The organism is Streptomyces sp. NPDC059256 (genome assembly GCF_042753785.1).
Lineage (GTDB): Bacteria > Actinomycetota > Actinomycetes > Streptomycetales > Streptomycetaceae > Streptomyces.
The window spans coordinates 1-22,984 of the sequence record NZ_JBHYZO010000028.1; the positions used below are offsets into that span (position 1 = coordinate 1).

Consider the following 22,984-nt stretch of genomic DNA (forward strand, 5'->3'; position numbering starts at 1 on the left):
ATCCGTCACATCGAAACGCGCCACACCCGAGTTCTACCAGCCCCACCGAACCCATCAGCGAGCGTCACGAAGATCCGAACCTCGAACAGCTCCTAAGGTCCGTGCCATGACTCGTTCCTTCGAGGTACCCCTGTTCTCCGCACTGGGCCGTGTGGTGGTCCTGGTCGCCGATACCGATGAGGCTCTGGCGTTCTACCGGGATGTCCTGGGCTTCACCGTGCTGCATGACCAGGCCACCGACGGCTACCGCTACCTGCACCTCGGCCTGCCCAGCCAGGAACCGGCCGGGCTGTGGCTAATGACGGCCACCACGGACCGAGAACGCGAGCTGATCGGCCAGCAGTGCGGCGGCCAGCCCCTGCTCGTCCTGTACACCGACGACCTGGACCACGTCAGCAGACGACTACACGAGCACGGGGCACGCGTCTGGAGCGAGCAGGAGGACGACACCAGTCGGTCCCTGCACTTCGCCGATCTGTACGGCAACATCATCATCGCCGCGCAACTGACCGGGCCATCGGCATAACAGCAGGTGCGCGGCTCTCCGCCTGCCCGACGGTCTACCGTGCTGTTCCGGCGTCTCCGTCGCTGGTGCCTTCTTTGGCGGAACTGGGGTTGGCGCTGGCCAGGTTGGCGAGGAGTTCGGGGTGTTCCTCGACGAGGAGGTGCACGGTATGGGTGATGACCTGTAGCTCGGTTCCGAGGTTGTCGCGGACCGCGCGGCGCAGTCGTTGAGGTGGGAGGAAGACGTCGTGGGCTCCTGTGACGGCCAGCCGCGGACACCGCCTGGTTCGTGGTTCGGCCTTGGCGGGTGCCCCGCTGGGGCGTGAGTGCAGGGCGACGAGGGTCATCCACTCCACCAGCCCTTCTCGTGGCGGCGGGGGAGGCGAGGACGAGCCGTTCGAGCTGAAGAAATCAGAGTGGAGTCATGGAAGAACACCTGCAGAGAGAATCGAACGCCGAGTCGGCGGCCATGGCCGAACTGGTCGGCGTGGCACGCGAGGAGGCGGAAGGGCGGGGTGGCGACTTTTCGCACCGGCAATCGGGAGGTTGGGAGTCAGTCGCCAACGATGTCGGCTTCTGGTACGAGTGGCATTGGGACGAAGTGAAGGAAGAGCTGGAGGGCCAGGCCGAGCAGCACAACCTGAGCTGGGAATCCGTCGAGGCCGTTGTGCAGGCCGCATTCGAAGAGACGTTCCGGAATTCGTTCGGCTGAGACGTCACGGCTCCGGCCGGGGCCATGACGACGGATTCCGACAACCGGGCACCATCACAAGGAGACGGCCCAAGGGGCATGAGCTCAGTGGCTGAGCCAGGCCCGCCAGGGCCCGAGTGTCCGGCACTACTGATCTTTTCGTAAGTTCGGTGAGTGTGGTGGGTGGATGGTCAGGCCGGTGTGGGCGAGGAATGACCATGGCAGTTGTGAGTTGGCGTTGATGCGGTGGATGTCCTGCTCGGTGGCGTCGGCAACATCGGCGAGTTCACGTTTCTTGAGTGAGGACCACAAGAGTTCCACCGGATTCAGCTCGGGACCATAGGCGGGTAGTCGTTCCAGGGTGAGCCAGTCCTGTTCGGCTACCCAGGCCCGCATCGCCCTGCTCCAGTGGGCAGACAGGCCGTCCCAGACCAGGACCACCCGCTCACTGCGGTAGAACACCTTCATCTGCTCAAGGACCTCGATGAGCCCGGCGGTGTCGTAGCTGCCGGGCTTGAGGTGGAAGCACAGGCGGGCCCCGCGGGCAGGGTCGGTGGCGTGGTATCCCAAGGCTCCGGCCATCGACGCCCGCTTCCAGTTCAGCCGGTGCCGCAGCAGCGGGGGCCGACCCCGGGGTGAGTAAGTGCGGCGGATCTGAGGGAGCAGCCAGACGCCTGATTCGTCGAGGAACACGATCCAGGCACGTGTGTTCACGGCCCCTTTTTGATGCGCGGCCACTCGTGTGCGATCCAGCGGGCGATCTCCGACTCGTCCCGCTCGACGGCCCGACGCTCCGGCCGTTGCAGACTCCATCCCAGCCGACCGGTCAGCAACCGCCACACCGACGCCCTCGACAACACCACCCCCGTCACCCGCTCCACGACCACGCCGACCCGTTCCAAGGTCCACAGGTCAGCCTCGAAACCATGAGCCCGGGCACCCTGCTCCAACGCGGCCCGGACCATCTCGACCTGGGCGTCGTCCAGCTTGGGCGGACGTCCGGTGGCCGAACGCCGGCGCAGGGCCGAAGCACCGCCTTCCTCCCGCACCCGACGCCAACGCCGCAGACTCTCGGCACACACCCCCACCGCCCGCGCGATCTCCGCATTCGAGACACCGCCCTCGAACAACTCGACCGCCCGAACACGCCACGCCTCCGCCAACTGAGGTCGCGACAAAGGAGAAAGGGAGAAGCCAGCAACCGAAGGGGAAGGTTGATACGCCACCCCAACAGCCTCCACCCACATGCCCACCACACCCACCAACTTACGAAAAGATCAGTAGCGGTACTGAGAGTCGGAGCCTGCCTGGGCCAGTCGGCCCGTGACAACGCGACGGCTCGTCAGCAGCAGTTCGGTGTCGGAACGCAGAGCGAACGCATCGACCTCCGCCATCCACTTGGCCGCAGGGAGACCCACCGGTACACCCCGCGTAGAGCAGCTCCGACGCCGACTGCACGGTCGGGCCAGGCGATGGCTCAGATCCGGGAGCGGAAGACGAGCAGCCACGAGGCATTGGTACCGATCGCGCTCTCGCCCACGAAGGGATCGGGTTCCATCCTGTCCAGTGCCCAGCCGAGCACTTCGACGTCCTCAATCGCGTCGGCGAGCACGCTCATGTTGTCCCGCGATTCGCTCGGTATCTGAAGTCGGTGGGCGAAGATCTTGTGCCCGGTCTTCATCCGGTCCTCTGCTGCCGTGCGGATGTTCTGCGCTCTGACGTCCCGTCGGAATCCCATCGCCCGATCCTAGGACAACCATGGGCACAGGAGAGGGGCACGCGTCGCCGCCTGGGCCTGGGAGAACGGACTGGGGGGTCTAGTCCCGCGGGAAGCAGCTGTAGAAGTCGGCTTGCACGGCCACCACTACCTGCAACACGACTGCTCGGTCCCGGCACTGTGACCGCAAGAAGCCGGTCAATAGGCGCAATCCGCTCTGCTAGGTCGTGGCAGAGGGTGAAGACCTCCTCGAACTGTTCGACCACGAGTAGCGTGCCGCCAGCACCTTCTGCAGGTACGAGAGTGTTCGCGTGGGTGCGTAGCGGGTGCTCTCCGGGGGGATGATGCAGATCGTCGCCAGTCCCGTTCCGCCAGTCCCGTCCCGCTAGTGCCGGATCAGGCAACGTTTGCTCCCTTGTGATGTGACGCATCGTCCGGCCGTTGTGCCGGGCGACGGTCACGCTGTCTGGGTGGCGATACGGCCGCTCGCCCGATGGCCCCGCTGGCAAACGACAATCAGCGCGAACAGCCACACCCGGTGATCGAGCCCGAAGCGCAGCGGCCACCTGGCCTGTCGGGACCACGACTGCCAACGCCACCACAGTTGTTGAGAGGACCTCCAGCTTGCCCCAGGGGCGGTCGCAGGCCGAGCCGTGTGCGTCTCATCTGCGATACCGCCTTCCAGGGGATCGCATCGTGATCCACCACTGGTCACCGTGTTGCGGTGTCCCATCAGGCGACGAGGGCTCGATCTGCGCCCCTGGGCATCAGCCAACGGCACACCCGGTCCAACGATCAGATGACCGGATGAATCCGCCCAGGAGTGACATGTCAGGGCGTTGGACGGGTCTGCGTGCCTGGGGAGTGGGTGTTAGTACGCGCCGATGGACCAGAAGACGCCGACCTCGTTGTCTGACACGGCGATGAGGCCCAGTTCTTCGAGCAGGTCGAGCCCGTTGATGTACTCGCATGTGATGAACCCGTGGACCCTCGTCCCTTTGAGGCCGGCCTGGACGAAGTCCCGGGCGGGGTCCGAGGCTGCGTCCAGGGCGTTTGTCCAGAACTGGGCGTCCGGGCTGTAGCGGTCCAGCAGGAACTGTGCGTCGGCCAGCAGGGCGTCGCGCTCAGGCCGGTCCCGGACGGGGCGGTCGTCGCCCCACTCCTCCGCCATGACGGCGAGCGCGGTGACCGCCCCCGTCGGCTCCAGCGGGTGGAGGCGGTCCCGCAACCCGGCGGCGGGCGGCGGCTCGAAGGGGTACGCAGGCACGTCGTTGCGGGCGTTGTTGTTGCGGTCGGCGTCGATCCGTAGCCACCCGCGTGGGTCCGGGACCTCACGGTGCATCAGTTGGAGCACGTCCTCGGCCCAGTCCTTGTGCTGGCGCGGGCCGGTGGCGAGGAAGACGTACGGGTCCTCCAGCAGGCGCAGGGCCGCCGCGTTCCAGGGGCTTCGGCGCCGCCGCAGTTCCATGAGTGAGCTGCCGACGCTGCGGGCGAACACGTCGGCCGGTGAGCGCGGGATGCGGGTCAGTTCTCCGTACCCCCAACGCAGGAGTTCCGTGGCCGCATCGTCCGCAGCGGGCCCGCCCAGCCCGCGCGGTACCTCGGGGACGACGGCCCGGTTTCCCCGCTCAAGTTCGCAGGCTGCCCGCCACAGGCATTCCAGGTGGGCGTCGAGGAGGTCGAGGGCGATACGGTCGTCGTTTGCCGTACTCATCGAGGGCCATCCTTGGGGCCGTGGCGGCTTCAGTGACGTGTTGCGATGTGCTGTGCCTGGGGAACCTGCTGTCTCCGTCACCATGCTCCCTCGGCGATCTCCTCAAGAATGATGCCGCATTCTGAGCCAGGGTCGTGGAAGGGAAGATCGTCGAAGTCTTCGATCTTTGAACGCGTTTGCAGAGCGAGTGCGTCCTCGGTGGTGTGCCTCTCTTTTCGGAACTCCTGTAGTGCGCACAGGGAGTAGACGAGTGACTCTGCATCCCGGTGGATCGGGAGGTACCGATCGGTGCCCTCCGGGAAGGCGTAGATGATGTCGGTCGTGGGGTCGCAGGCTATGAGGGAGTCGAGGAAGTAGCCGATGAAGTTGCCGCTGAAGAGCCATTGCTTGGATTCTGGCGAGCAGTGGCGCTGCTGTTGTGTGCGCCGTTCGCCGAGGAGATCCGGGTCCTGTTGGGGGTTGGTGGCGTCGACGCGTGAGAGGAACAGGCTTGGTCTGATGCTCACCGCGCTGTGGCCGCCGCCAGCATCCAGAGCTCCGTCGCCGGCGAACGCCATCTCAACCACCCCGTCGCCGTCCACCCCGGCCTGCGCAAGGGGTGGGCGGCGGGGGCTACCCTCATTCCTGAGCTGCGTCCCCGGGTGCGGGCGGCGGTGGGGATGAACTGCCATCAGTCAAACGGCTGTCGGTGTTCGGCTCCGTGGCCTCCAGCAGCCGGACGTATCGACCGAGGGTCTCCACGTCCTCGCTACCCGAGATTTCGATCGTAACTGCTCCCCGTCGCAGGATGATCGGCCCGGTCGAAGGGGGCTGGGTCGCGAACCAGCGGCGAACGGAATCGATGGCCGCTGGCAGCGCGAGCACACCGGAGATGACGATGGCTACCACCGCTACAGCATCGGCGAGGACTCCCTCCCGTACCGGACCGCCCGCTCGATATGTAGCGCGAAGTGCGGCTCCATCCCGGACTAGCCACCGGCGCAGCGAATCGGCCGCTCGTGGGTCCGTCGTGGGCGACTCCAGAACGATCTCCTGCCCCATCTCATTTTCCCTTCAGTAGGCGGCGATAGATGAACGACTGGAGCGCGTAGGCCGACGCCAGCCCGAGACCCCCCACGAATGCCACGTTCATAAGCGTGTCACTGGCCGCTACTGCCTCCTTTGATTCGCCGCTTGCAGAGAACGCACTGAAGAGGAAACAGGCAAGCGATGCTGACCCCCACGAAACGAAGACGACACGCAAAGATCGTGGAGTTCCCGAACCTCCACTCAAGGAGATGGGTTCCCCTTTTCGATGGATGCGCATCAGAGTGTTGCAGAGGATCAGGACGAAAAGGCTTCCTGTTGCGGCGCCGGCCGTTTCGTAGGTAGGGGGGTGATCTTCAGCCAGGCCCCACAGGGTGAGGCACCCGGCGTGGATCAGCGTCACAACAGCGAGCCGAGAAGCTGGTCGCCAACCGAAGTTGCTTTTTGAGGGTTGACTGCCGCCATCGAAACGGAGCGCGTCCCATGAGAGGGGGAATAGTAGCGCCCCGGCAATAATGATTGCTGGGGCCAGTCCATCTACCGGACCCAGGAACCCGATAGCAGCCACAATGTCGAAGAGGACTGCCAGCACGGCCGCAACTCTTCTGAGCGGTGTCCATCGACTGGAGGGCGGCACCGTGTGCTGGCGGAAGTAGTCCTCTGGCGGTGTGGCCGGGCTCGGAATGATCGGCTGGCCCGAGCGGTCGCTGAAGGCAGGGGCTTCGACGTACGCGGGATTGAGTAGCAGGAGTAATTGTGCGCCTTCACCGCGGGCTTGGCGGACGGGCTGTGCATGACCCCGTTCTTCTAGGGCTCCCCTAACAGCCAAGTACAGGGACTCGGCATCCATGACCTTCGGGCCACCAGGCAGACCGGTACGGAGGAAGTGGAGGAGGGTTCCGGTGAAGGTGGTGTACTGGGCTCCGGGCGGGGCGGCGGACTCCACCGTCGCATCCGAAGAGGCCATAACGTAGGTGCCCTTGATAGCCAGAGATCCGGAGGTGTCCAGCGATAGAGTGTCCAGTGCCGCCCCGCTATAGCAGGAGTCTAGTATCACTAGGCGCCTGTCGAATCCCGACTCGGCGATCTGCTCACGGAGATCATCGAACTTCAAGTACGTGAAGTATGCATGTGCACGGGAATCGGCAAGTGACAACAGGAGTCGACCGCTTGTGCCATGGGCGACACCGTGCCCCGCGTAGTAGAAGACTATACTTCGGGCCCCTGAGTTGACCGCTTTCTCAATAGCATCGTGCACGCTTCGCGCGCCGGTCGGATTGTCAACAACGAAGCATCTATCCTCGTGAATTCCGAAATTCGGGGAGGTGAGCAATGCGTGTAGGTCAAGAAGGTTGTTGCGGATCGAATCAACGTCCGTCATGTGATCGTACGTGTGGACCCCGACGATCACTGCGGCGCCGTCGCGCCAGAAGCCTTTCGCCCTGCGCATGCGCCCTCCGCCCGTTGCGCGACGAGCGTTAATCATAGGCCGGGACAACGTCAACCACAGGTAAAATCAAGCTAGTTGGTGACGAAGGTGGACGGTGCTGTCAGCGATACTCCTGTCCAACCCTCAGAGGCAGTTCGATACTCCTTGGCTCCCGTCGATGAGCCCGCAGGTTCGCTGCGGTCATCCCTTCGGGGTCGGCGGTCTTCTTGAGGAAGCGAGCTTGGCCGGGCGCGGGCCTGCTCAGCGGGTGGTTAGGCGGAAGGTGCTGGGGAGGGCTTTGTGGTCGGTTGGCCAGGTCCAGGTGGGCTCCCAGAATCTTTCTCTGCCCGTTTCCTTCACTCGTTTGTTGCGCACGATGGTGCTGGACGGTCCGACGATGACGCTGTCGAGTAGGCGGATCCGCCGGTCGGGGTGGTAGAAGACGAAGTCGATCCGGTCCCGCTCGTCGGCTCTCGGTGCCCAGGTGAGTTGACTGACGTCGGCGCCCGGATTGTCGCTCGGCCAGGTGAAGCCCGGCTGGTGGACGGGGTCCGGGTGGATCACGCGATAGCTGTCACGGAATCCGGCGTCCTCGATCGCCCTCGTTGTGGACCAGTTGATGACGGTGCCGTTGTGGTCGAACAGGTTTCGGGTCCGGTGGGTCCAGTCCCGGTGCGAGGGCTCGTTGAAGTCACCGGCCAGCAGCGTCAGCCGGCCCTTGGCCCGCTCCTTCGCCGCGTCCGCAAGCACCGTCCGCGTCACCTTGGTGCGCCCCGATGCCGCGCTGATCACACGGCTCAACGCGGCATCGGTGATTGGGCCGGTCGGGATCTCGCCCCAGCCGTACTTGGAGGTCTCCAGGGGTGATGGCGTGCCGCCGCCGTAGCCGCGCGGCAGGTAGTTGACGTAGTAGCGGTACTCCAGATGCCCGGAGTCCGCCGCGACCTCGGTGCCGTCCACCGAGACGACCGCTTTCGACCAGGAGGGGAATGACGCGCGTGGTCAGTCCGCCCCGAGAGCGTCCCAGGGCCTCGCGCCCCTCTGGGTCCACACGGGTTCCGCCCCTTTTTCGGGGTGGTCGGTCGGCGGGTCGTGCCGGGCTCCGGCCGCGTGCTGGTGGGCCCGACAGGTGGTGGAGTCAGTGTTGACCGCCCACGAGCCGTCCACGTCCGACGCGGTGGCACCGGCGCCGGCCTGCAACGCTCGCAGGATCTTCAACCATGTGCCGTCGGCCGACCGGCGGCGGTGGCGTTCGTAGACGGTCTGCCAAGATCCGTAGCGTTCGGGCAGGTCACGCCAGGGAATCCCGGTCCGTGTCCGGTAGAACACCCCGTTGACGGTGGTCCGGTGATCAGCCCACCGACCACCCGGCCCGCCGATTTCCGGCAACAACGATGCTATGCACTCACACTGAGGATTCGTCAGTTCATGCCGACGCACCATGACCGGAACTCCTGCCCGGAACGGCGCTGATCCACCGTTCCAGACAAGAGGCATCAAACACCGCCTAGGCCGGTGCAGAGATGCATGGCCTGGCCGCCGACAGAGACTAAAACTCACTTCGATCGTGCGTGCAGGGGACACGGCTTGACTCGGTTGCCGAGCAGTGAAGAACCTCCGGCACGATCCCGAGGTACACCAGATGAGCAAGTCAAGCCCCTCTTCCCTGGGAGAGGATTCGAGGGCGGCCCATTCCCAGAAGGCTGAGCCCTCGGCCATGGTCACCCGAATCAGCTTGCGTCGAACCTTCGGCACTGCACGAAGGGGTGGCGTATCCGGTGAACCCGCGTGGCGGCCAGACAACTCTGGCAGCGTCCACCGCGACACCGAGCGCCTTTGGGGCACAACATGAACATCGACTTGGTCGTGGAAAATCCCTCCAGGGAGTTCCGCTCTCTGCGTGCGTGGCTGCGGCGCGCCGACGCAGAGCTGCGGTCTGCCGGCATCGTCATCACGGACCTGCGGACGGCCCCCGGACCCGAAGACATGGGTGGCGGACTCGACACCGTCCGCTTCGTCTGTGACACCGTGGCGCAGTACGGCGCCCTCGCCGTGGCCGTCGCCGCCTGGCGGGACGCCCACGCCGCCCGTACCTCGGTCACCTTCCGACGCGGGGGCATCACCGTCACGCTCACCGCCGCCGACCTCCGCGACCAGGAGAGGATCCGGCGGGCCCTGGAACAGCTCCACGACGACGACACCCCCGCGGGCGCCCGGTGACAGCGGGCGACACGGCCTCCGTTCCCCGGATCGACCCCGCCCGCTCAGCCTGCGTCCTGATCGGCGTCGATACCTACGAGTCCCTTCCAGATTTGCGCTCCGTACGACGCAATGTGGAGGACCTCGACCGGGCCCTTGGGGATCCCGGGATCTGGGGGGTGCCTGATGATCGGCGCTGGGTGGTGCCCAATCCACGCACTCCGGGAGAGCTGACCGGCCCCATCCGGGAAGCTGTGGAGAAGGCCGAGGACACCATCCTCGTCTACTACGCGGGTCATGGGTTGCTCGAACTGGATGACGAACTCCATCTGGCACTGCCGGCATCGAAGCACGGGTGGGGAGAGACCTCGCTCGCGTTCAGCGTTCTCCGGGGCCTCCTTCTGGAGGCCAGAGGGAGCGTCAAACGCAGGGTCGTGGTCCTCGACTGCTGCTACAGCGGCAAGGCCCTCGGTGAGATGGACGGCGAGGAGACCGTCCCCAGAAGGCGGCAGATCGAGATCGAGGGCTCCTACGTCCTCACCTCCACCACCGAACGGGAACGGGCCCACGCGCCCCTGCTCAAGACACACACCGCGTTCACCGGAGCGCTCCTCGACATCCTCCAACAAGGCGACCCCGGACACGGGGAACGCGAGACGCTCACCCTCAATCAGATCTACCGGCTCCTCAAGGACTCCTTCGCGATCCGGCAACCTCCGCTACCCGCGCCCCAAGCCCAAGACCAGAACGGTGTCGGCGACCTCCCCTTCATCCGCAACTGCCCCCGGCCGGCCAACCACGTCCCCATTCCCTCCCGTTGGAGCCGCCTGCGGCTACTGCTCGCGGGAGCCGGCATCCTGCTCACCGGCGCCGGGCTCGGGGTGGGCACCACCCTCGGGTGGGAGCGCCATGCCTCGCAGCCCCGTGACTTCCCGGGCAGTTGCGGCTCCCAGGACCGGGCCGTACTGCTCGACGTCTCCGACCGTCTCGACGAGTCTGGGACCAATGAATACAACGGCACCGCGATTGAGCAGCTCTCCGCGCTCGCCCTGACCGGCGAGGGCACGGAGGCCATCGCGGTCCGTGACCAAGGCGGGACTCATGTCTTCCGGCTCACCCTCGGCCGCGAAGCCCCTCACACGCTCAGACCCGAGGTCCGACACCAACCGAGGACCCTGTACACGCCCGAAGGCAGGGACTTCCCCAAGTTTGACGGGGAGGGCCTGGTCATCGAACGCGACGGCCGAACGATCTTGGTGAGCGAGGAGCGCGGCCCCTCCATCCGGCGCTTCCGGCTGAGCGACGGCAGGCAGCTCGGTGAGCCGCTCCCGCTGCCGAAGGTCTTCCGCCCGCCGCCTGCCCCGGGCGGCCGGGCCGACGGTACCCGCAACCTCGAATCGCTCACCGCGACCCCGGACGGAAAACACCTCTTCGCGGGAATGGAGGGCCCCCTCCTCGGGGACGACGGCAAGAGCGGGGCGCACCGGGTGCGCATCCAGAGCTACCGGGGCGAGTCCGGCAGCCACTACACACCCAGCATCCAGTACGGCTATCCAACCGACCAGGGCTACTACCTCACCGAGTTGATCGCGGTCGACGACACACGCCTGCTCGCCCTGGAACGCGGCTACATGAACGGACTCGGCAGCGGCGTCAGAGTCTACAAAGTCGATCTCGACGGAGCCACCAACGTCGACGGCCAGATCCTCGACACGGGACACGAGGACCGGCTCGTGGACAAAGAACTGCTGTTCGACCTCGCCTCTTGCCCACCCGGAGACCTCAAGAAACGACAAGGCCAGCCCAACCCCCTGATGGAGAACGTCGAGGGCATGGCCCTCGGCCCACCGATAACCGGAACCTACCGAGGCAGACGCGCCCTGTACCTGGTGGCTGACAACAACAGCAGGCCGAGATACCAGTCGACCCGCATCTACTCCCTCGCGGTCAGACTCCCCTGACGACCTCGCGCCGCCCACCACCCGGACCCGCCTCGAACCGCAGACCGCTTGCTGATCCACCGCCAGCATCACTCGAAGGAGAGCAGCGGGCTGCGCACTGAGCTCCTGGAACTGTCGGGACAGGTGTCGACCCATTCGCACGGGCAGACGTTGTCCGGGCCGGCCCTGGTCGAGGCCCGGATGGAACTTAAGCCCATAACCGGCGCCGAGTCCGCAGGCTGATGGCTTCCGCCACTTCTTCGCCTCGAACTGCCTCACTCACAACATCCCGATCACTGATGTGGCCGAGTGGATGGGACACCGAAGCGTGGGCATCACTTTCAAGGTCTACCGGCACTTCATGCCGGTTCCATCGGGGGAGCGGTAAAGGTCCTCAACGTCGGATCTCGCGTTCTGGCACGAAACCGGACTCGTCACCCATGCCCTCGCCAAGGGACGCATGACCGGCCGACCGTTCACGTCCGCCCTCTTCTGGACGGAAGATTCGCTCTGAGACTTGGACTGTCCTGAGTCCAGCGTTGCAGCGGTGCTATGCCCATGTCCTTGTGCTCTCCCTTCCCGCCCGGGTGCTGGAAGAGGAGACCGGTTCGGGTCGCGCTGTCGGTTCGTGAGCCGATCAGGATGGGGAGGATCTCAAGCAACGGTCCTGATGGGCTTCTTGTTGGCAACACCCTCGACTTGCGTGGGCTCGGTGGTGAAGGCGTACGAGCCGAGATCGTAGGGGGTGTCGTTGGCGACCCGTACGGCGTCCTCCTTGTCGACAGCGGGAAAGACCATGGCCACCGGGCCGAACAGTTTTTCTCGGGCCCGGTGAGGTCGGTGGTGAAACACCGGTGAGGACCCCGGCGGGGAAGTAGGCACCGCGCCGCGCCGGCACTGTGCAGGGGTTGGCTTCCCTGTGCGCCAGCCGCGTCGACCTGACGCCCAGGTCCTCGGCCGCGGCGGCTGACGACAGGGGCTCGCCGGTCTCACTGGCGAGCAGTCTGGCGGTGAACCGTTCGAGGAATGCGTCATGGATGTGGTTGACGACCACGAACCGCTTGGCGGCGTTGAATGTCTGGCCGGTGGTGTCGAGCCGGGCGGCGACGGCCGATTCGACGTCCCCGTCCAGGTCGTCGGTGGACAGGAGGATGAAGGGATCGGACCCACCGAGTTCGGGGACGACCTTCTTGAGGTGCCGCCCGGCGATCTGGACGCGGTCGGACCTCTATCCGGCTTGGCCGTGGGCCTGCCTGGAGCGGCTTTGGGGGACCAACGGCAGCTCACTTCACCAGCCAGAGCCGACTGACGCCTGAGCCGCCCGACTCGCCCGCGGCCAACGCGGAACTCTCAAGGGCTCGCAGAAGTCGAGGTAGCAGCGTTTGCACACGGAGATATCCCCGACGGGGGAGCGCGAGCACCTTCTGCGCAGGGCGGTACACCGCTGCTACTGAACGAGCCATCCCACTCCAGCAGGGATTCGTGCCTGTCGGCGGGTGTGGGCCGTCTGGGTGTGGTGAGTGTGGCGCTGGACTGACTCGGGGTCTAGGTGTGGTGTGTTCTGCTTGGCAGTGCTGCCTTCAGCGGTACCTGTGGCGACCATGATCAGAAAAAGAGAGATCCCCGACACACGTCGGCGAAGATCTTCGCGTGTGACGGCAGTTGTCGCGGCGGCTCTCGCGGGGGTCGTGGCTGCGGGTACCGTCCAGGCGGTTGCCCTCCCGGAGTCAGGGCGGCCTCGGGCTGTTTCCACCCCGCTGGTGGAGGAGACGTTCACCGGGGCCTCGGCCGACCCCAGTTTTGTCGCGGTGGGTTCTGCCTGCCTGACGGGCGCCCCGGCGGCAGCGCCGCCCGGCCCGGGTAACCATCCGCTCGGCGGATGTCCCGCGGTCCAGACGGGCCCGGTGCCCCCGACCGGCGGCGCCCCGAACGGGTACCTTCAGCTGACCGACGCCTCCAACGACCAGGCCGGAGCGGTCCTGTACGACCAAGCGCTGCCCGCAGCCCAGGGATTGGACGTCACCTTCGACCAGTGGCAGTACGGCAGTACCACCCCGGCCACCCCCGCCGACGGAATCTCCTTCTTTCTCGTCGACGGAGCCACCTCGCTCACCCACCCGGGAGCCTTCGGCGGCAGCCTCGGATACGCGCAGAAACTTCCCGACGACAACCCAGCCAACGCCTTCCTACCCGGCGTGGACCGAGGCTATCTCGGCATCGGGCTCGACGTCCTGGGGAACTACTTCGGCGACTGGGAACAGCGCGGCAACGGCTGTGCGCAGCGCTCCCCGGCCGGTACGGAGTTCCGCATCCCGGCCCCCGGTGCCAACATGGTGACCGTCCGCGGTCCGGGCGACGGCATCTTCGGCTACTGCTTCCTCACCGCGACCACGAGCAATTTCTCCACCACGGGCCCATGGCCCTCGACGCTGCCCGGTGAACTGCAGGGGCCGCTGACGGTCCTGCCCCCGGATGCGACGCCCGCTGAGGCGGAAGCCGCGCTGGAGCCCTCTCGGCGTCGGGTGAACGTGCATCTGACCCCGGCGCCGAATCCGGTGCTCACCGTCGCCATCGACTTCAACGATGGCGAGGGCTTCCAGCAGGTGATCGCCACTCCGGCGCCTGTGCCGGTGCCGGACACCTACAAGTTCGGCTTCGCGGGCTCCACCGGGCTGTTCACGGATGTGCACCTGATCCGCAATGTGTCCGTCCACACCGATCAGCCGTTGCCCGCGCTCAACTTGGTCAAACAGGTTCACCAGCCGTTGCCCGGCGTGCTGGAGGAGGGCACCGAGGTCCCCTACGACTTCGTGGTCACCAACTCCGGTGGAGCGACCATCACCCAGCTGGTGGTGACCGACCCCAAGATCGGGCCGGTGAGCTGTCCGGTCACCACCCTGGCGGTCGGCGAGACCGTCACCTGCACGGCGACCTACACGGTCACAGCACAGGACGTGGCCGCTGGGTCGATCGACAACACCGCGACCGCCAGCGGCACATCGGGAGGCAATCCTGTCGTCTCCCCGCCCTCCAGCGAGACCGTGCCCATCGCCCGGCCGGCCAGGATCAGCATCGAGAAGCAGGTCACGACCCCAGGCCCCTACACGGTCGGCACCCAGGTCGGGTATGCGTACACGGTGACTAACACCGGCGGTCAGCAGGTGACCGGAGTTCAGGTCAACGACGACCGCGTCACGGGCATCACCTGTGACGCGACCACCCTGGAGCCGGCAGGCGAGAGCGGCGACAGCACCACCTGCCAAGGCACATACACCATCACCGCGGCAGATGTGGACGCTGGATCGGTCACCAACATCGCCACAGCGACCGGCACCGCGCCCGGCGGACCGGTCACCTCGCCGCCGGCCCAAGCCACCATCCCCATCACCGGAGGCCCCGCGATCACCCTGCGCAAGCAGGTGACCGACCCCGGCCCCTACCTCGTAGGCGACACCGTCGAATACACCTACACGGTGACCAACAGCGGCGGCCAACCCCTCACCGGTGTGCGTGTGATCGACGACCACGTCACCGACATCACCTGCGACGCGACCACCCTCGCCCCGGGCAGCTCCACCACCTGCCGCGGAAGCTACGTCATCACCGAAGCCGACGGCCAGGCAGGCGAGGTCGCCAACCGCGCCCAGGCAGCGGGAGAAGACCCCGCCGGGGACACCATCGCGAGCGACCCCGCCACCGTGACGATCATCGTCACCCCCCAACAGGGCAAGATCAAGATTCGCAAGATCGACAAGAAGAACGGCGATCCGCTGGCCGGCGCCGTGTTCGAACTCTGGGAGGAGACCAACGGCATCGCCGGACTCCAGACCCGTGCGTCAGACACCACCCCCGCCGACACCGAGATCGGCAACAGCTGCACCACCGACCAGGCCGGCGCCTGCACCTTCGCCGGCCTGCCGACCGGTGAGTACTACGTACTGGAGACCGACGCCCCCGACGGATACCGCCTCCCCGCCGACCCCGTCAGCGGACCCTACGAGATCACCGCGGACAACGTTGACCAGCCCATCACCGTGACCGTCACCAACAAGCGCAGCGAACCAGGAAAGGGCAAGAAGGGCGGCAAGGGCTGGTTGAGCCTCTGACCGGCCCGCCTGATCGAGGGCGCGGACCCGCCACCATGGGAACCCGCGCCCTCTCCTCTACCACCTCCGTAGGGCGGTTAATGGGGCTTCTGCGCAACCACAGCGAACACACTCCCTGCCGGCTGGCCTGCTCGACGTTCCCGCCAGGGCCTGACCTTCCACCGGGTCCTTCTGCTCCTGCGGCACTTCATCACCGCCCGGGCCGGCGCCTGCTAGGCGACCGGCCCGTGACAGTTGTGACACTGCCCGACTAAGCCCTACGAGGTACCTGCCGCGGCCGGTTCGGAGGTGTCGGGTGCGCCCGTGCCGCCCCCGGTCCCGGTGTGACCGCCGTGGGTGGACGTGCTGCGGAGGGCCCTCGCCTCGGCGAGGACCGCGCGGCGGAAGGTGCGGCTGCGGCCTCCGCAGTCCGCGCAGATCGCCGGGCTGCCCTCGGCGGAGGGGTCGCGGTCCATCTCCGCTGCGATGTAGGAGTGGTCGCAGCGGTGGCAGCGCACCCGTGTCTCCCAGATGTCGTCGACTTCGTCCCGGGGGTCGTGTCCCCGGCGCAGCACGGGGGAGTTGGCGACGCGCAGCGCCAGCAGGTAGAGCACGATGCTGAGGACGAAGGTCAGCGGCGAGGACCAGGTGGTGCCGAAGGTGCCGGTGAATTCGAGAACCATGATGCCGGTGAGCGAGGACACCAGCCACACCACGGCTCCCGGCGCGATGGTGGCGACGCGTCCGGGGCGGAACTCGGGCAGGCCGTCACGGTCGCCCTGGAGGTGCAGGACGATGTGGGTGAGCATGATGCCGACCCATCCGACGACGAACGCGCCCTGCCATGCGAGTGCCGTGAGCACGTAGCTGAGCACATCGGTGAGCATGATCAGGTAGGTGACGATGCTGGCCAACGCGAGGGCGGCGACTCGTGGAATGCGGATGTGGAAGAGCCGGGCGATCGTGGCTTCCAGGTTGGTCGAGGCCACGTAGTAGTTGGCGGTGTTGATCCGTGACTGGGTCAGCCAGACCACGCCCAGTCCCCACACGCCCATCAGGCCAACGATGGTGTCGCCGATCGCCGTCTCGGTCGGTGCGCCCGCCTTGTTGGCGACCAGGACCAGGAAGATGCCGATCATTCCGTTGATGAAGTAGCAGAAGAGGTAGAAGACGGGGCCGAAGGTGACGACGCCGTGGTAGCGGCTGTCCTTGGGCTTGCCGAAGCGGCCGAAGTCGATCGTGTACATCATGAACACGAACACGCCCATGTAGACGAAGAACGCGTACATCCAGCCCGGAGCCCCGAGGTCGGGGGTGATGTCGGGGGTGTGGGTCAGCCAGCCGGAGGGCGGGTACTCCCGTACCGCGAGGATGATCACGATCATCAGGCCGGTCCAGTACAGCGGCAGCAGTGCCCCGTTGAACTTGTCGAGCCAGCGCCGTACCCCGCCGATGGCCATGGGGACATTGCTGAGGATCGAGATCGCGTACCAGACCTTGATGTCGAGGACACCGGTATAGGCATGGAGGGCGTGGGCGATGACGGAGCCCTCGAAGACGGCGTAGTAGATGGCCGTCGCCGCCAGGACGAGCGGGGCGAGTACGGAGCCGACGTACCCGAAGACCCGTTGGGAGATCAGGGCCACGGTCAGTCCGGTGCGGGCCGCGTAGGCGGAGAAGAAGTAGTTGACCGCTCCGAAGACGGCGACGGCGAGCAGGATGCCGATCAGGGTGTTGACGGTGCCGACCGTCACGGCCAGCGTGGCGGCCGTGACCAGGTAGAACATGCCGCTGACCAGCGCGTACCAGGTCATGGTCAGCGATAGGCGGCCACTGCGCCAGGTGAGTGGAACGATATGGGTGGAGTAGTCCTCGTTCGTCGCCTCCTTCACGACACGGGGGTCGTCGGTGTAGGAGACATCGAGGGGGACGGGGGCAGAGACGTCCGCACGTGAAGAAGTCACGGGAAGTCCTTGGGGGAAGGCCGCCGGGCAGCGGGGCGGGGGCGTCGTACGAGAACGACGCGGGGCGGCTTGGTCGGCCTTGAGGCCCTCCGGCAAGGGCGGCCTCGTGTGGCCAAGCTCAGGGTCGTTGAACCTGTTTGTCAACGGTCTCGGGTGGATTTTCCGCAGATTCAAGGGAAATCATCATTGGATCGGCCTTCTTACTGCGGATTTCGTTGCACCCGATGAAGTCGGGCTGCCAGCAGCAGTGTGATCGCGACGAGCACCGGGGCGATCGCCGCCGCGGCGGTCGGCTGCCGGCTCAGCACGAAGGCGCCCCCGAGGGCGCCGACGACCAACGCGAGCAGGACGCAGAGGCGGCGTATGAGGTGCCGGGCGGAGCCGCCCGCGGCCGATTCGGCCATCGCGGTCAGCGTGCCGGTGACGAACGTGGTGGTGATCCCGGCGACGGCGACCCGTCGCGCGCACGCGGTCTGGATGCCCATCGCCAGTGCCGAGAGCGCGACGAGCGCCATGTCCCACACCTTGCCCGGACGGGCGTCGACGGCGATCCAGCCGGCGAGGAAGGCCACCTGGCACAGCAGGCTGATGGCGAGGGTGCCCGAGATGCGGCGCGGCCACAGGCCGCCGGTGGGCAGGTCGCGGGTGAGCCGGAAGGTCAGGATCAGGCCGGCCGTGAACGCGAGTGTGGCGGCCGAGGCGCGGGCGACGGAGAGATCGATGTCGTGCGCCCCCGCGATGCCGAACAGGACGAGGTTGCCGGTCATGTTGGCGGTGAAGACGCCCCCGAGACCGAGGTAGGCCAGGGCGTCCGTGGCGCCGGCGGCGACGGTCAGCAGGAGCGGGAGGAGATCGGCGAGCAGCTTGTCCCCCCGGCCTGCGGGCCGTGTGGGGGCGGGGGTCGAGGGCCCGCCCGCCTGCGGCTTCTGGGCAGCTTCGCCGGGGACGGCAGGGCCGGACGGGAGATCGCCGGGGTGAGTGAGCACGCTGGGTGGCCCTTCATGTCGGTGGCCGTCGCCGCACGGCGACCGGGCGGCGAAAGGGGTTGACAGGGGGGAATACGTGTACGAACAATAAACCAACTTGGTCGGACCATCTGACTATCTTGGCCCACCGGCAGGGCCGCTCGATCACCGAAGGCACAGCACATGGCGTACACAGACCCCGAGAGCCGCGTTCGTGAACTCGGTCTCGTCATCCCCGACTTCTCCGCCCGGCCCTACTACGGCGGCGACTACGGCTCGATGAAGCCCCACCACATCAGCGGCAACCTGCTGTTCCTGGGAGGGCACACCGCGGACGACGCGGACGGCAACGTCCGCCACCCCGGGCGCCTCGGGGCGGACGTCACCATCGATGAGGGGTACGAGGCCGCTCGGCTGACCGCATTGAACTGCCTGGGCGGGATACGGCTGGCCCTCGGCTCGCTCAACCGCGTGACTTCCCTTGTACGCTCGCTGTGTTTCGTGGTCACCACCCCGGAATTCGAAGACGTGCACAAGGTGTCATCGGGCTCCACCGACCTCTTCCGTGATGTCTTCGGTCCCGAGGCGGGACTCGGTGGCCGCGCCACCATCGGCGTGATGAGCCTGGCCCGGCGCAGTTGCTTCGAGAACTGGCTCACCGTCGAGTTCAACGACTGACACCGCAGCGCCCGGGGTCGCCGCGCCGTGCCGGGACAGCCCCGGCGCAACGCGGCGACCCCGAGGCGCAGGTCCCTCACCCACCCGATCCGACGAAAGGTCACCCGGTGCCCATCGACTGGACCCTGATCGCTCCCGAGGCCAGTCTCGGGCCCCACCGGCTCGCCGGACGGCTCCAAGGACTGATCGAGGAGGGGCGGCTGGCTCCCGGCGAGCGCATCCCGGCCGAGCGTGAGCTGGCCGAGGAACTCCGCATCTCCCGCACCTCCGTACGTGAGGCACTGCGGGAGCTGGAACTGCGCGGGCTCGTGGACCGCAAACCCGGCCGGGGCACCATCGTCACCGGTGTCAACCGGCCCGACCTGCACCCCCGTCAGCTCGGTGACATGACCAACGCCGCGCGTCTGGTGCACGAGGTCATGGATCTGCGCTCGGCCGTCGAACCCCCCGTCGCAGCGCGGGCGGCGGTGCGCGCCACCGAAAGCGATCTCCAACAGCTCGCCGAACTGCTCTCCCGGGCCGATCGTGAACGCGACCGGGAGAATCTGGCCGCGCTCATCGAGTTGGACGGTGAGTTCCATGTCGCCGTCGCCCGGGCGGCCCACAACCCCATGCTCACCCGGCTCCTCGAAGCCACCAATGAGTGGGTGGGACCGTCGCGCGACCCCGCGTATCAGAGCACCGAACGTCTGGCCGCCTCCTTGCGGGGACACCGCCGTATCCTCACGGCCCTCATCAGCCACGACAGCGACGCTGCCGCGCAGGCCATGGCCGACCACCTCAGTGAGGTCCAGGGCATGATCATCGGCGCGCTCGGCCGTGGGCTCGACGACCCCCCGACGCCGTCCTGATCACTGATCAGGGAACGCGCCCCACCTGTCCGTTCACTCGCGCCGTACCAGGCGTCCGCCGCCGTACTCAGGAAAGCCCTCACCATGCCCCAGCCCCTGCCCACCCAGACCCGTTCGTACGGCCTGGCCACCCCCCATGCCCTGGCCACCGATGCGGGCGACGCCATCCGGCGTGATGGAGGCAACGCCGTCGACGCGGCACTCGCCGCGGCGATCGTCCTCACCGTCGTCTACCCGCACCAGTGCGGCGTGGGGGGCGACCTCATCGCGCTCGTCGCCCTGCCCGACGGACAGGTGATCGCCGTCAACGGCAGCGGCGCCGCCCCGCTCGCCGCCGATCCGGACGCCTTGCAGGGTCCGCTGATGCCGGTGACCGGCCCCCACTCCGTGACCGTCCCCGGCGTCGTGGCCGGCTGGGCCACCCTGTCCGAACTCGCCGGTCAACTGCCCTGGCAGCAGCTCTTCACCCAGGCCATCGCCTACGCCCGCAACGGAGTTCCCACTGCTCCCGGTGTGGCCACCGCGCTGCGCGAGGAAGCCCGTGAACTGCTCGGTGACGACGGTATGCGTGCCGTCTTCTTCCCCGGTGGCAAGCCGCTCACCGCAGGGGAGACCCTGCGCCAGAGCGCGCTCGCCGAGTCGCTGGCGCAACTGGCCTCGGACGGTCCGAAAGCGTTCTACGAAGGGGCTCTCGGCGCCAGTGTGGTCGCCCGGCTGCGTGAACTCGGCTCCCCGATCACCATGGACGACCTCGCCCGCCACACCACCGAAACGACTCCGCCACTGTCCGCCGTCTTCCGCGGCGAGGAGTATCTGACGGCCCCGCCGAACTCCCAGGGCCTGCATCTGCTCCAGGCCCTCGGGCTCATCGAGCGCCTGCCGTCAGACGCTGATCTCCTCGGTGCCGACGCCCATCTGACGGCCCAGGTCTTCGACGCGATCACCCGCGACCGCGAAACCCACCTCGCCGACCCGCGGCACGTACCGGTGCCCGTCGACGAACTCCTCGGCACGGCACATCTGGACGCGCTCGCCGCCGAGATCCTCGCCCGGCCGCGCCCCCGCCCACAGACCGGGCCGGCCCAGCGGGCGGCTGCGGCACGACCCAGTGGTGACACCGTCGCCGTGGTCGCCGCCGACGAGGAGGGGTACGCGGTCTCGCTGATCCAGAGCCTGTTCCACAGCTTCGGCTCCGGCATCCTCGACCCGGCGAGCGGCATCGTCCTGCACAACCGGGGTTCCTTCTTCGACCTCGCCCCCCACTCGCCCAACCGCCTGACCGGCGGCCGAAGGCCCGCGCACACCCTGATGCCGGTCCTCACCCGCCGGGACGGCACCGTAACCGGCGCCCACGGCACCATGGGCGGAAAGGCCCAGCCTCAGATCCACACCCAGCTCGCCCTGCGCCTCCACGCGGGCGACGACCCGGCGACCGCGCTCGCTCGCCCCCGCTGGGTGATCGGCGGCCTCGGAGTCGACGAGCCCGCCGGGGTGGCCTCCGCGGAGAGCACCATGCCCGACGTCGCCGTGGCAGCCCTGCGAGGCAACGGCCGTCGCACCGAGATCCTGGGCGACCTGGACGAACAGGTCGGCCACGGGCAACTCGTACGCCGCACCCCCGAGGGCTGCTTCCAGGCGGCGACCGACCCCCGCAGCGACGGCTCCGCCACGGCGTCCAACACCTGAGCCGGACTCCCTCCCCTTCCCCGCGGCAGCGCCTGCACAGCTCGGGAGCTTCCAGAACCCGAGCTGTCCGCGACCTGGAACGGGTCGGGGACGGACGCCCCTGCGGGCCCGGGAGCGGCGGGTCAGTCGGGGACCGTGGTCGATTCGGCCAGGAGATCGGCGAGCCGGTGGCTCAGTGCCGGTTCCATGCGTGAGGTCGCCACCCGAATGTGGGCGGGGCCGCGCGAGGGATAGGAGGTGGCGCCGGCCAGCACCAGCACACCATGGGCAGCCAGGTACTCCACCGCGCGGGCCTCGCTGCGCACCGGTATCCAGGTGCAGAATCCGTCGGAGCCGGTGACTTCCACACCGCGGTCCCGCAAGAGCCCTGTGAGCACCGACAGCCGTTCGGCGTACACGTCCCGGGCGCGGGCGATGCCGTCGCTGGTCCGCTCGTCCCCCAACAGCCAGGCCAGCGCGTTCTGGAGTATGCGGGAGGTCCATTGCCGGGTGAGCCGGATCTGCGCGTGGATCAGGCTCATTCGGGCCGCGGGTGCGCCGACGACCGCCAGCCGAAGGTCGGGGCCGTAGGACTTCTCGTAGGACTTGATGTGGATGGTCTGCTCAGGCAGGTGCTGTCCGACGCTGTACAACTCCCTCGACGACAGTGAGTTGAGATCGTCGTACTCGACGACAACGTCGAAGGCTGCCGCCCCACGAGGGCGGCGATTCGCCGGGCCCGGCGTTCGACGGTGGCGAATCCGGTAGGGATCTGGGCCCGCGGCTGGAAGAACACCGCCACCGGACGGGTCTTGAGCGCATCCGCGAGCCGCGCCGCCGACAGACCGTCGTCGAGATAGGGCACCTCGATGACGGTCAGCCCCAGATCGTTCATCAGGTGCAGCATCTGGGGCTGGCCCGGGCTCTCCACGACGATGCGATCGCCGGGGACGGACAGCGACTGGAGCACCGTCCAGACAGCGTCCGAAGCGCCGTTGGCGACGGCGTATGCCTCTGCCCGGTACGGCCAACCCGGCTCGACCACCGCGCGCAGCGCGGGCAGGATCGGCGAGTCGTAGTACTCGTCCAGGCCGGGCAGGTCTGCGGCGCTCGCCAGGGCGGGTGCGAGGAGTGGGAGCAGCCCGAGATCGGGGTAGAGCAATCGCAGGTCGGATCGGGCGGGGACGATCGACGCGGGTTCGATGTGGGTGACCAGGCCGACGGGGCCGGTGACTCGGGTGCCGGATTTGCCGGTGCCCACGATGAGCCCCCGCTTCTTCAGGAGCGCCCACGCTGATGACACCGTGGCGGGACTCACCCGTAGCACGCCGGCGAGCGCCCGTACTTGCGGGAGCCGGTCGCCCGGCGTCAGTTCCCCGGAGCGGATCAGCTCCGCGACGTGCGAGGCGATGCCTCGGGCGGAGGGGTCGCGGACGCCCGTGGTCAGCCGGGTCAGTCCGGGGGGATTCCCGGGTCTGGGTCGGACGTCGTGGTCCGGTGCTCCGTCGTTGGTGCCGTGCGCTGTCGCCGTCATCGCCGCCTGCTCGTTCGCCGTT

At 67.4% G+C, this 22,984-nt stretch carries 23 protein-coding genes and 3 pseudogenes; 9 read left to right on the forward strand and 17 right to left on the reverse strand.

What is annotated here, in order from left to right; all coding sequences use genetic code 11:
* Window positions 1–106 precede the first annotated feature (106 nt).
* On the forward strand, window positions 107–526 hold the full coding sequence (locus ACFXJL_RS31785) for a VOC family protein (RefSeq protein WP_384698235.1): 420 nt from the start codon (window positions 107–109) through the stop codon (window positions 524–526).
* A gap of 34 nt (window positions 527–560) precedes the next feature.
* Here the strand turns inward: ACFXJL_RS31785 and ACFXJL_RS31790 are convergent, their stop codons facing one another.
* Window positions 561–860: an alpha/beta fold hydrolase gene (locus ACFXJL_RS31790; protein WP_384698238.1), complete on the reverse strand. Its 300-nt coding sequence runs from the start codon at window positions 858–860 to the stop codon at window positions 561–563.
* Window positions 861–928: 68 nt separating this feature from the next.
* Between ACFXJL_RS31790 and ACFXJL_RS31795 the strand changes: the two genes are divergently transcribed.
* Window positions 929–1,216 carry a hypothetical protein gene (locus ACFXJL_RS31795; RefSeq protein ID WP_384644944.1) on the forward strand — a complete coding sequence of 96 codons (288 nt, stop codon included), beginning with the start codon at window positions 929–931 and terminating at the stop codon, window positions 1,214–1,216.
* Window positions 1,217–1,342: 126 nt separating this feature from the next.
* Here ACFXJL_RS31795 and ACFXJL_RS31800 read toward each other — a convergent pair whose 3' ends face one another.
* The 10 genes and pseudogenes from ACFXJL_RS31800 to ACFXJL_RS31845 form a co-directional block, all read right to left on the reverse strand.
* Window positions 1,343–1,909 (reverse strand): transposase, encoded by a 567-nt coding sequence (locus ACFXJL_RS31800; RefSeq protein ID WP_384698242.1) that lies wholly within the window; start codon window positions 1,907–1,909, stop codon window positions 1,343–1,345.
* The gene (locus tag ACFXJL_RS31805; protein ID WP_384698245.1) at window positions 1,906–2,373 is read right to left on the reverse strand and encodes a winged helix-turn-helix domain-containing protein; all 468 of its coding nucleotides are present in this window, start codon (window positions 2,371–2,373) and stop codon (window positions 1,906–1,908) included. The genes ACFXJL_RS31800 and ACFXJL_RS31805 overlap by 4 nt, the downstream gene beginning before the upstream one ends.
* A 99-nt stretch (window positions 2,374–2,472) precedes the next feature.
* Window positions 2,473–2,622 (reverse strand): annotated as a pseudogene (locus ACFXJL_RS31810) (epimerase); the annotation flags it as partial.
* Window positions 2,623–2,672: 50 nt separating this feature from the next.
* Window positions 2,673–2,933 carry a hypothetical protein gene (locus tag ACFXJL_RS31815; protein ID WP_384698248.1) on the reverse strand — a complete coding sequence of 87 codons (261 nt, stop codon included), beginning with the start codon at window positions 2,931–2,933 and terminating at the stop codon, window positions 2,673–2,675.
* A gap of 850 nt (window positions 2,934–3,783) precedes the next feature.
* Window positions 3,784–4,626 carry a hypothetical protein gene (locus ACFXJL_RS31820; protein WP_384698251.1) on the reverse strand — a complete coding sequence of 281 codons (843 nt, stop codon included), beginning with the start codon at window positions 4,624–4,626 and terminating at the stop codon, window positions 3,784–3,786.
* 77 nt (window positions 4,627–4,703) lie between these two features.
* Entirely contained in the window at window positions 4,704–5,207 is a 504-nt protein-coding gene (locus ACFXJL_RS31825) for an SUKH-4 family immunity protein (RefSeq protein ID WP_384698254.1), read from the reverse strand.
* 37 nt (window positions 5,208–5,244) lie between these two features.
* The gene (locus ACFXJL_RS31830) at window positions 5,245–5,667 is read right to left on the reverse strand and encodes a hypothetical protein (RefSeq protein WP_384698257.1); all 423 of its coding nucleotides are present in this window, start codon (window positions 5,665–5,667) and stop codon (window positions 5,245–5,247) included.
* A 1-nt stretch (window position 5,668) separates the two neighbouring features.
* On the reverse strand, window positions 5,669–7,102 hold the full coding sequence (locus ACFXJL_RS31835) for a caspase domain-containing protein (protein WP_384698260.1): 1,434 nt from the start codon (window positions 7,100–7,102) through the stop codon (window positions 5,669–5,671).
* 240 nt (window positions 7,103–7,342) lie between these two features.
* Window positions 7,343–8,041 (reverse strand): endonuclease/exonuclease/phosphatase family protein, encoded by a 699-nt coding sequence (locus ACFXJL_RS31840; RefSeq protein ID WP_384698263.1) that lies wholly within the window; start codon window positions 8,039–8,041, stop codon window positions 7,343–7,345.
* A gap of 42 nt (window positions 8,042–8,083) precedes the next feature.
* On the reverse strand, window positions 8,084–8,800 hold the full coding sequence (locus ACFXJL_RS31845) for a transposase (protein WP_384698395.1): 717 nt from the start codon (window positions 8,798–8,800) through the stop codon (window positions 8,084–8,086).
* A gap of 129 nt (window positions 8,801–8,929) precedes the next feature.
* Between ACFXJL_RS31845 and ACFXJL_RS31850 the strand changes: the two genes are divergently transcribed.
* From ACFXJL_RS31850 to ACFXJL_RS31860, 3 genes and pseudogenes are all read left to right on the forward strand, one after another.
* The gene (locus ACFXJL_RS31850) at window positions 8,930–9,301 is read left to right on the forward strand and encodes a hypothetical protein (RefSeq protein ID WP_384698266.1); all 372 of its coding nucleotides are present in this window, start codon (window positions 8,930–8,932) and stop codon (window positions 9,299–9,301) included.
* Window positions 9,298–11,241 carry an esterase-like activity of phytase family protein gene (locus tag ACFXJL_RS31855; protein WP_384698269.1) on the forward strand — a complete coding sequence of 648 codons (1,944 nt, stop codon included), beginning with the start codon at window positions 9,298–9,300 and terminating at the stop codon, window positions 11,239–11,241. The genes ACFXJL_RS31850 and ACFXJL_RS31855 overlap by 4 nt, the downstream gene beginning before the upstream one ends.
* Window positions 11,242–11,464: 223 nt before the next feature.
* Window positions 11,465–11,619, forward strand: a pseudogene (locus ACFXJL_RS31860) (site-specific integrase); the annotation flags it as partial.
* Window positions 11,620–11,874: 255 nt separating this feature from the next.
* On the opposite strand, the gene ACFXJL_RS31865 reads toward ACFXJL_RS31860, so the two are convergent.
* The gene (locus ACFXJL_RS31865; protein WP_384698398.1) at window positions 11,875–12,018 is read right to left on the reverse strand and encodes a hypothetical protein; all 144 of its coding nucleotides are present in this window, start codon (window positions 12,016–12,018) and stop codon (window positions 11,875–11,877) included.
* Window positions 12,019–12,247: 229 nt separating this feature from the next.
* Window positions 12,248–12,430 (reverse strand): annotated as a pseudogene (locus tag ACFXJL_RS31870) (aldehyde dehydrogenase family protein); the annotation flags it as partial.
* 442 nt (window positions 12,431–12,872) lie between these two features.
* Between ACFXJL_RS31870 and ACFXJL_RS31875 the strand changes: the two are divergent.
* Window positions 12,873–15,326, forward strand: coding sequence for a SpaA isopeptide-forming pilin-related protein (locus ACFXJL_RS31875; RefSeq protein ID WP_384698272.1), 2,454 nt, complete (start codon window positions 12,873–12,875; stop codon window positions 15,324–15,326).
* 257 nt (window positions 15,327–15,583) lie between these two features.
* Here ACFXJL_RS31875 and ACFXJL_RS31880 read toward each other — a convergent pair whose 3' ends face one another.
* Complete coding sequence (locus tag ACFXJL_RS31880) at window positions 15,584–17,269, reverse strand: hypothetical protein (protein ID WP_358878503.1); 1,686 nt, start codon at window positions 17,267–17,269, stop codon at window positions 15,584–15,586.
* Window positions 17,270–17,469: 200 nt separating this feature from the next.
* Window positions 17,470–18,255 carry a YoaK family protein gene (locus ACFXJL_RS31885; RefSeq protein WP_384698275.1) on the reverse strand — a complete coding sequence of 262 codons (786 nt, stop codon included), beginning with the start codon at window positions 18,253–18,255 and terminating at the stop codon, window positions 17,470–17,472.
* A 162-nt stretch (window positions 18,256–18,417) separates the two neighbouring features.
* On the opposite strand from ACFXJL_RS31885, the gene ACFXJL_RS31890 reads away from it, so the two are divergent.
* The 3 genes from ACFXJL_RS31890 (at window position 18,418) to ACFXJL_RS31900 (ending at window position 21,449) form a co-directional block, all read left to right on the forward strand.
* The gene (locus ACFXJL_RS31890) at window positions 18,418–18,912 is read left to right on the forward strand and encodes a RidA family protein (RefSeq protein WP_358878505.1); all 495 of its coding nucleotides are present in this window, start codon (window positions 18,418–18,420) and stop codon (window positions 18,910–18,912) included.
* A 107-nt stretch (window positions 18,913–19,019) separates the two neighbouring features.
* Complete coding sequence (locus ACFXJL_RS31895; RefSeq protein WP_358878506.1) at window positions 19,020–19,763, forward strand: FadR/GntR family transcriptional regulator; 744 nt, start codon at window positions 19,020–19,022, stop codon at window positions 19,761–19,763.
* A gap of 84 nt (window positions 19,764–19,847) precedes the next feature.
* Entirely contained in the window at window positions 19,848–21,449 is a 1,602-nt protein-coding gene (locus ACFXJL_RS31900; protein ID WP_384698279.1) for a gamma-glutamyltransferase family protein, read from the forward strand.
* A gap of 122 nt (window positions 21,450–21,571) precedes the next feature.
* On the opposite strand, the gene ACFXJL_RS31905 is transcribed toward ACFXJL_RS31900, so the two are convergent.
* Complete coding sequence (locus tag ACFXJL_RS31905) at window positions 21,572–21,970, reverse strand: aminotransferase class I/II-fold pyridoxal phosphate-dependent enzyme (RefSeq protein ID WP_384698282.1); 399 nt, start codon at window positions 21,968–21,970, stop codon at window positions 21,572–21,574.
* Complete coding sequence (locus tag ACFXJL_RS31910; RefSeq protein WP_384698285.1) at window positions 21,967–22,962, reverse strand: GntR family transcriptional regulator; 996 nt, start codon at window positions 22,960–22,962, stop codon at window positions 21,967–21,969. The genes ACFXJL_RS31905 and ACFXJL_RS31910 overlap by 4 nt, the downstream gene beginning before the upstream one ends.
* Window positions 22,963–22,984 lie beyond the last annotated feature (22 nt).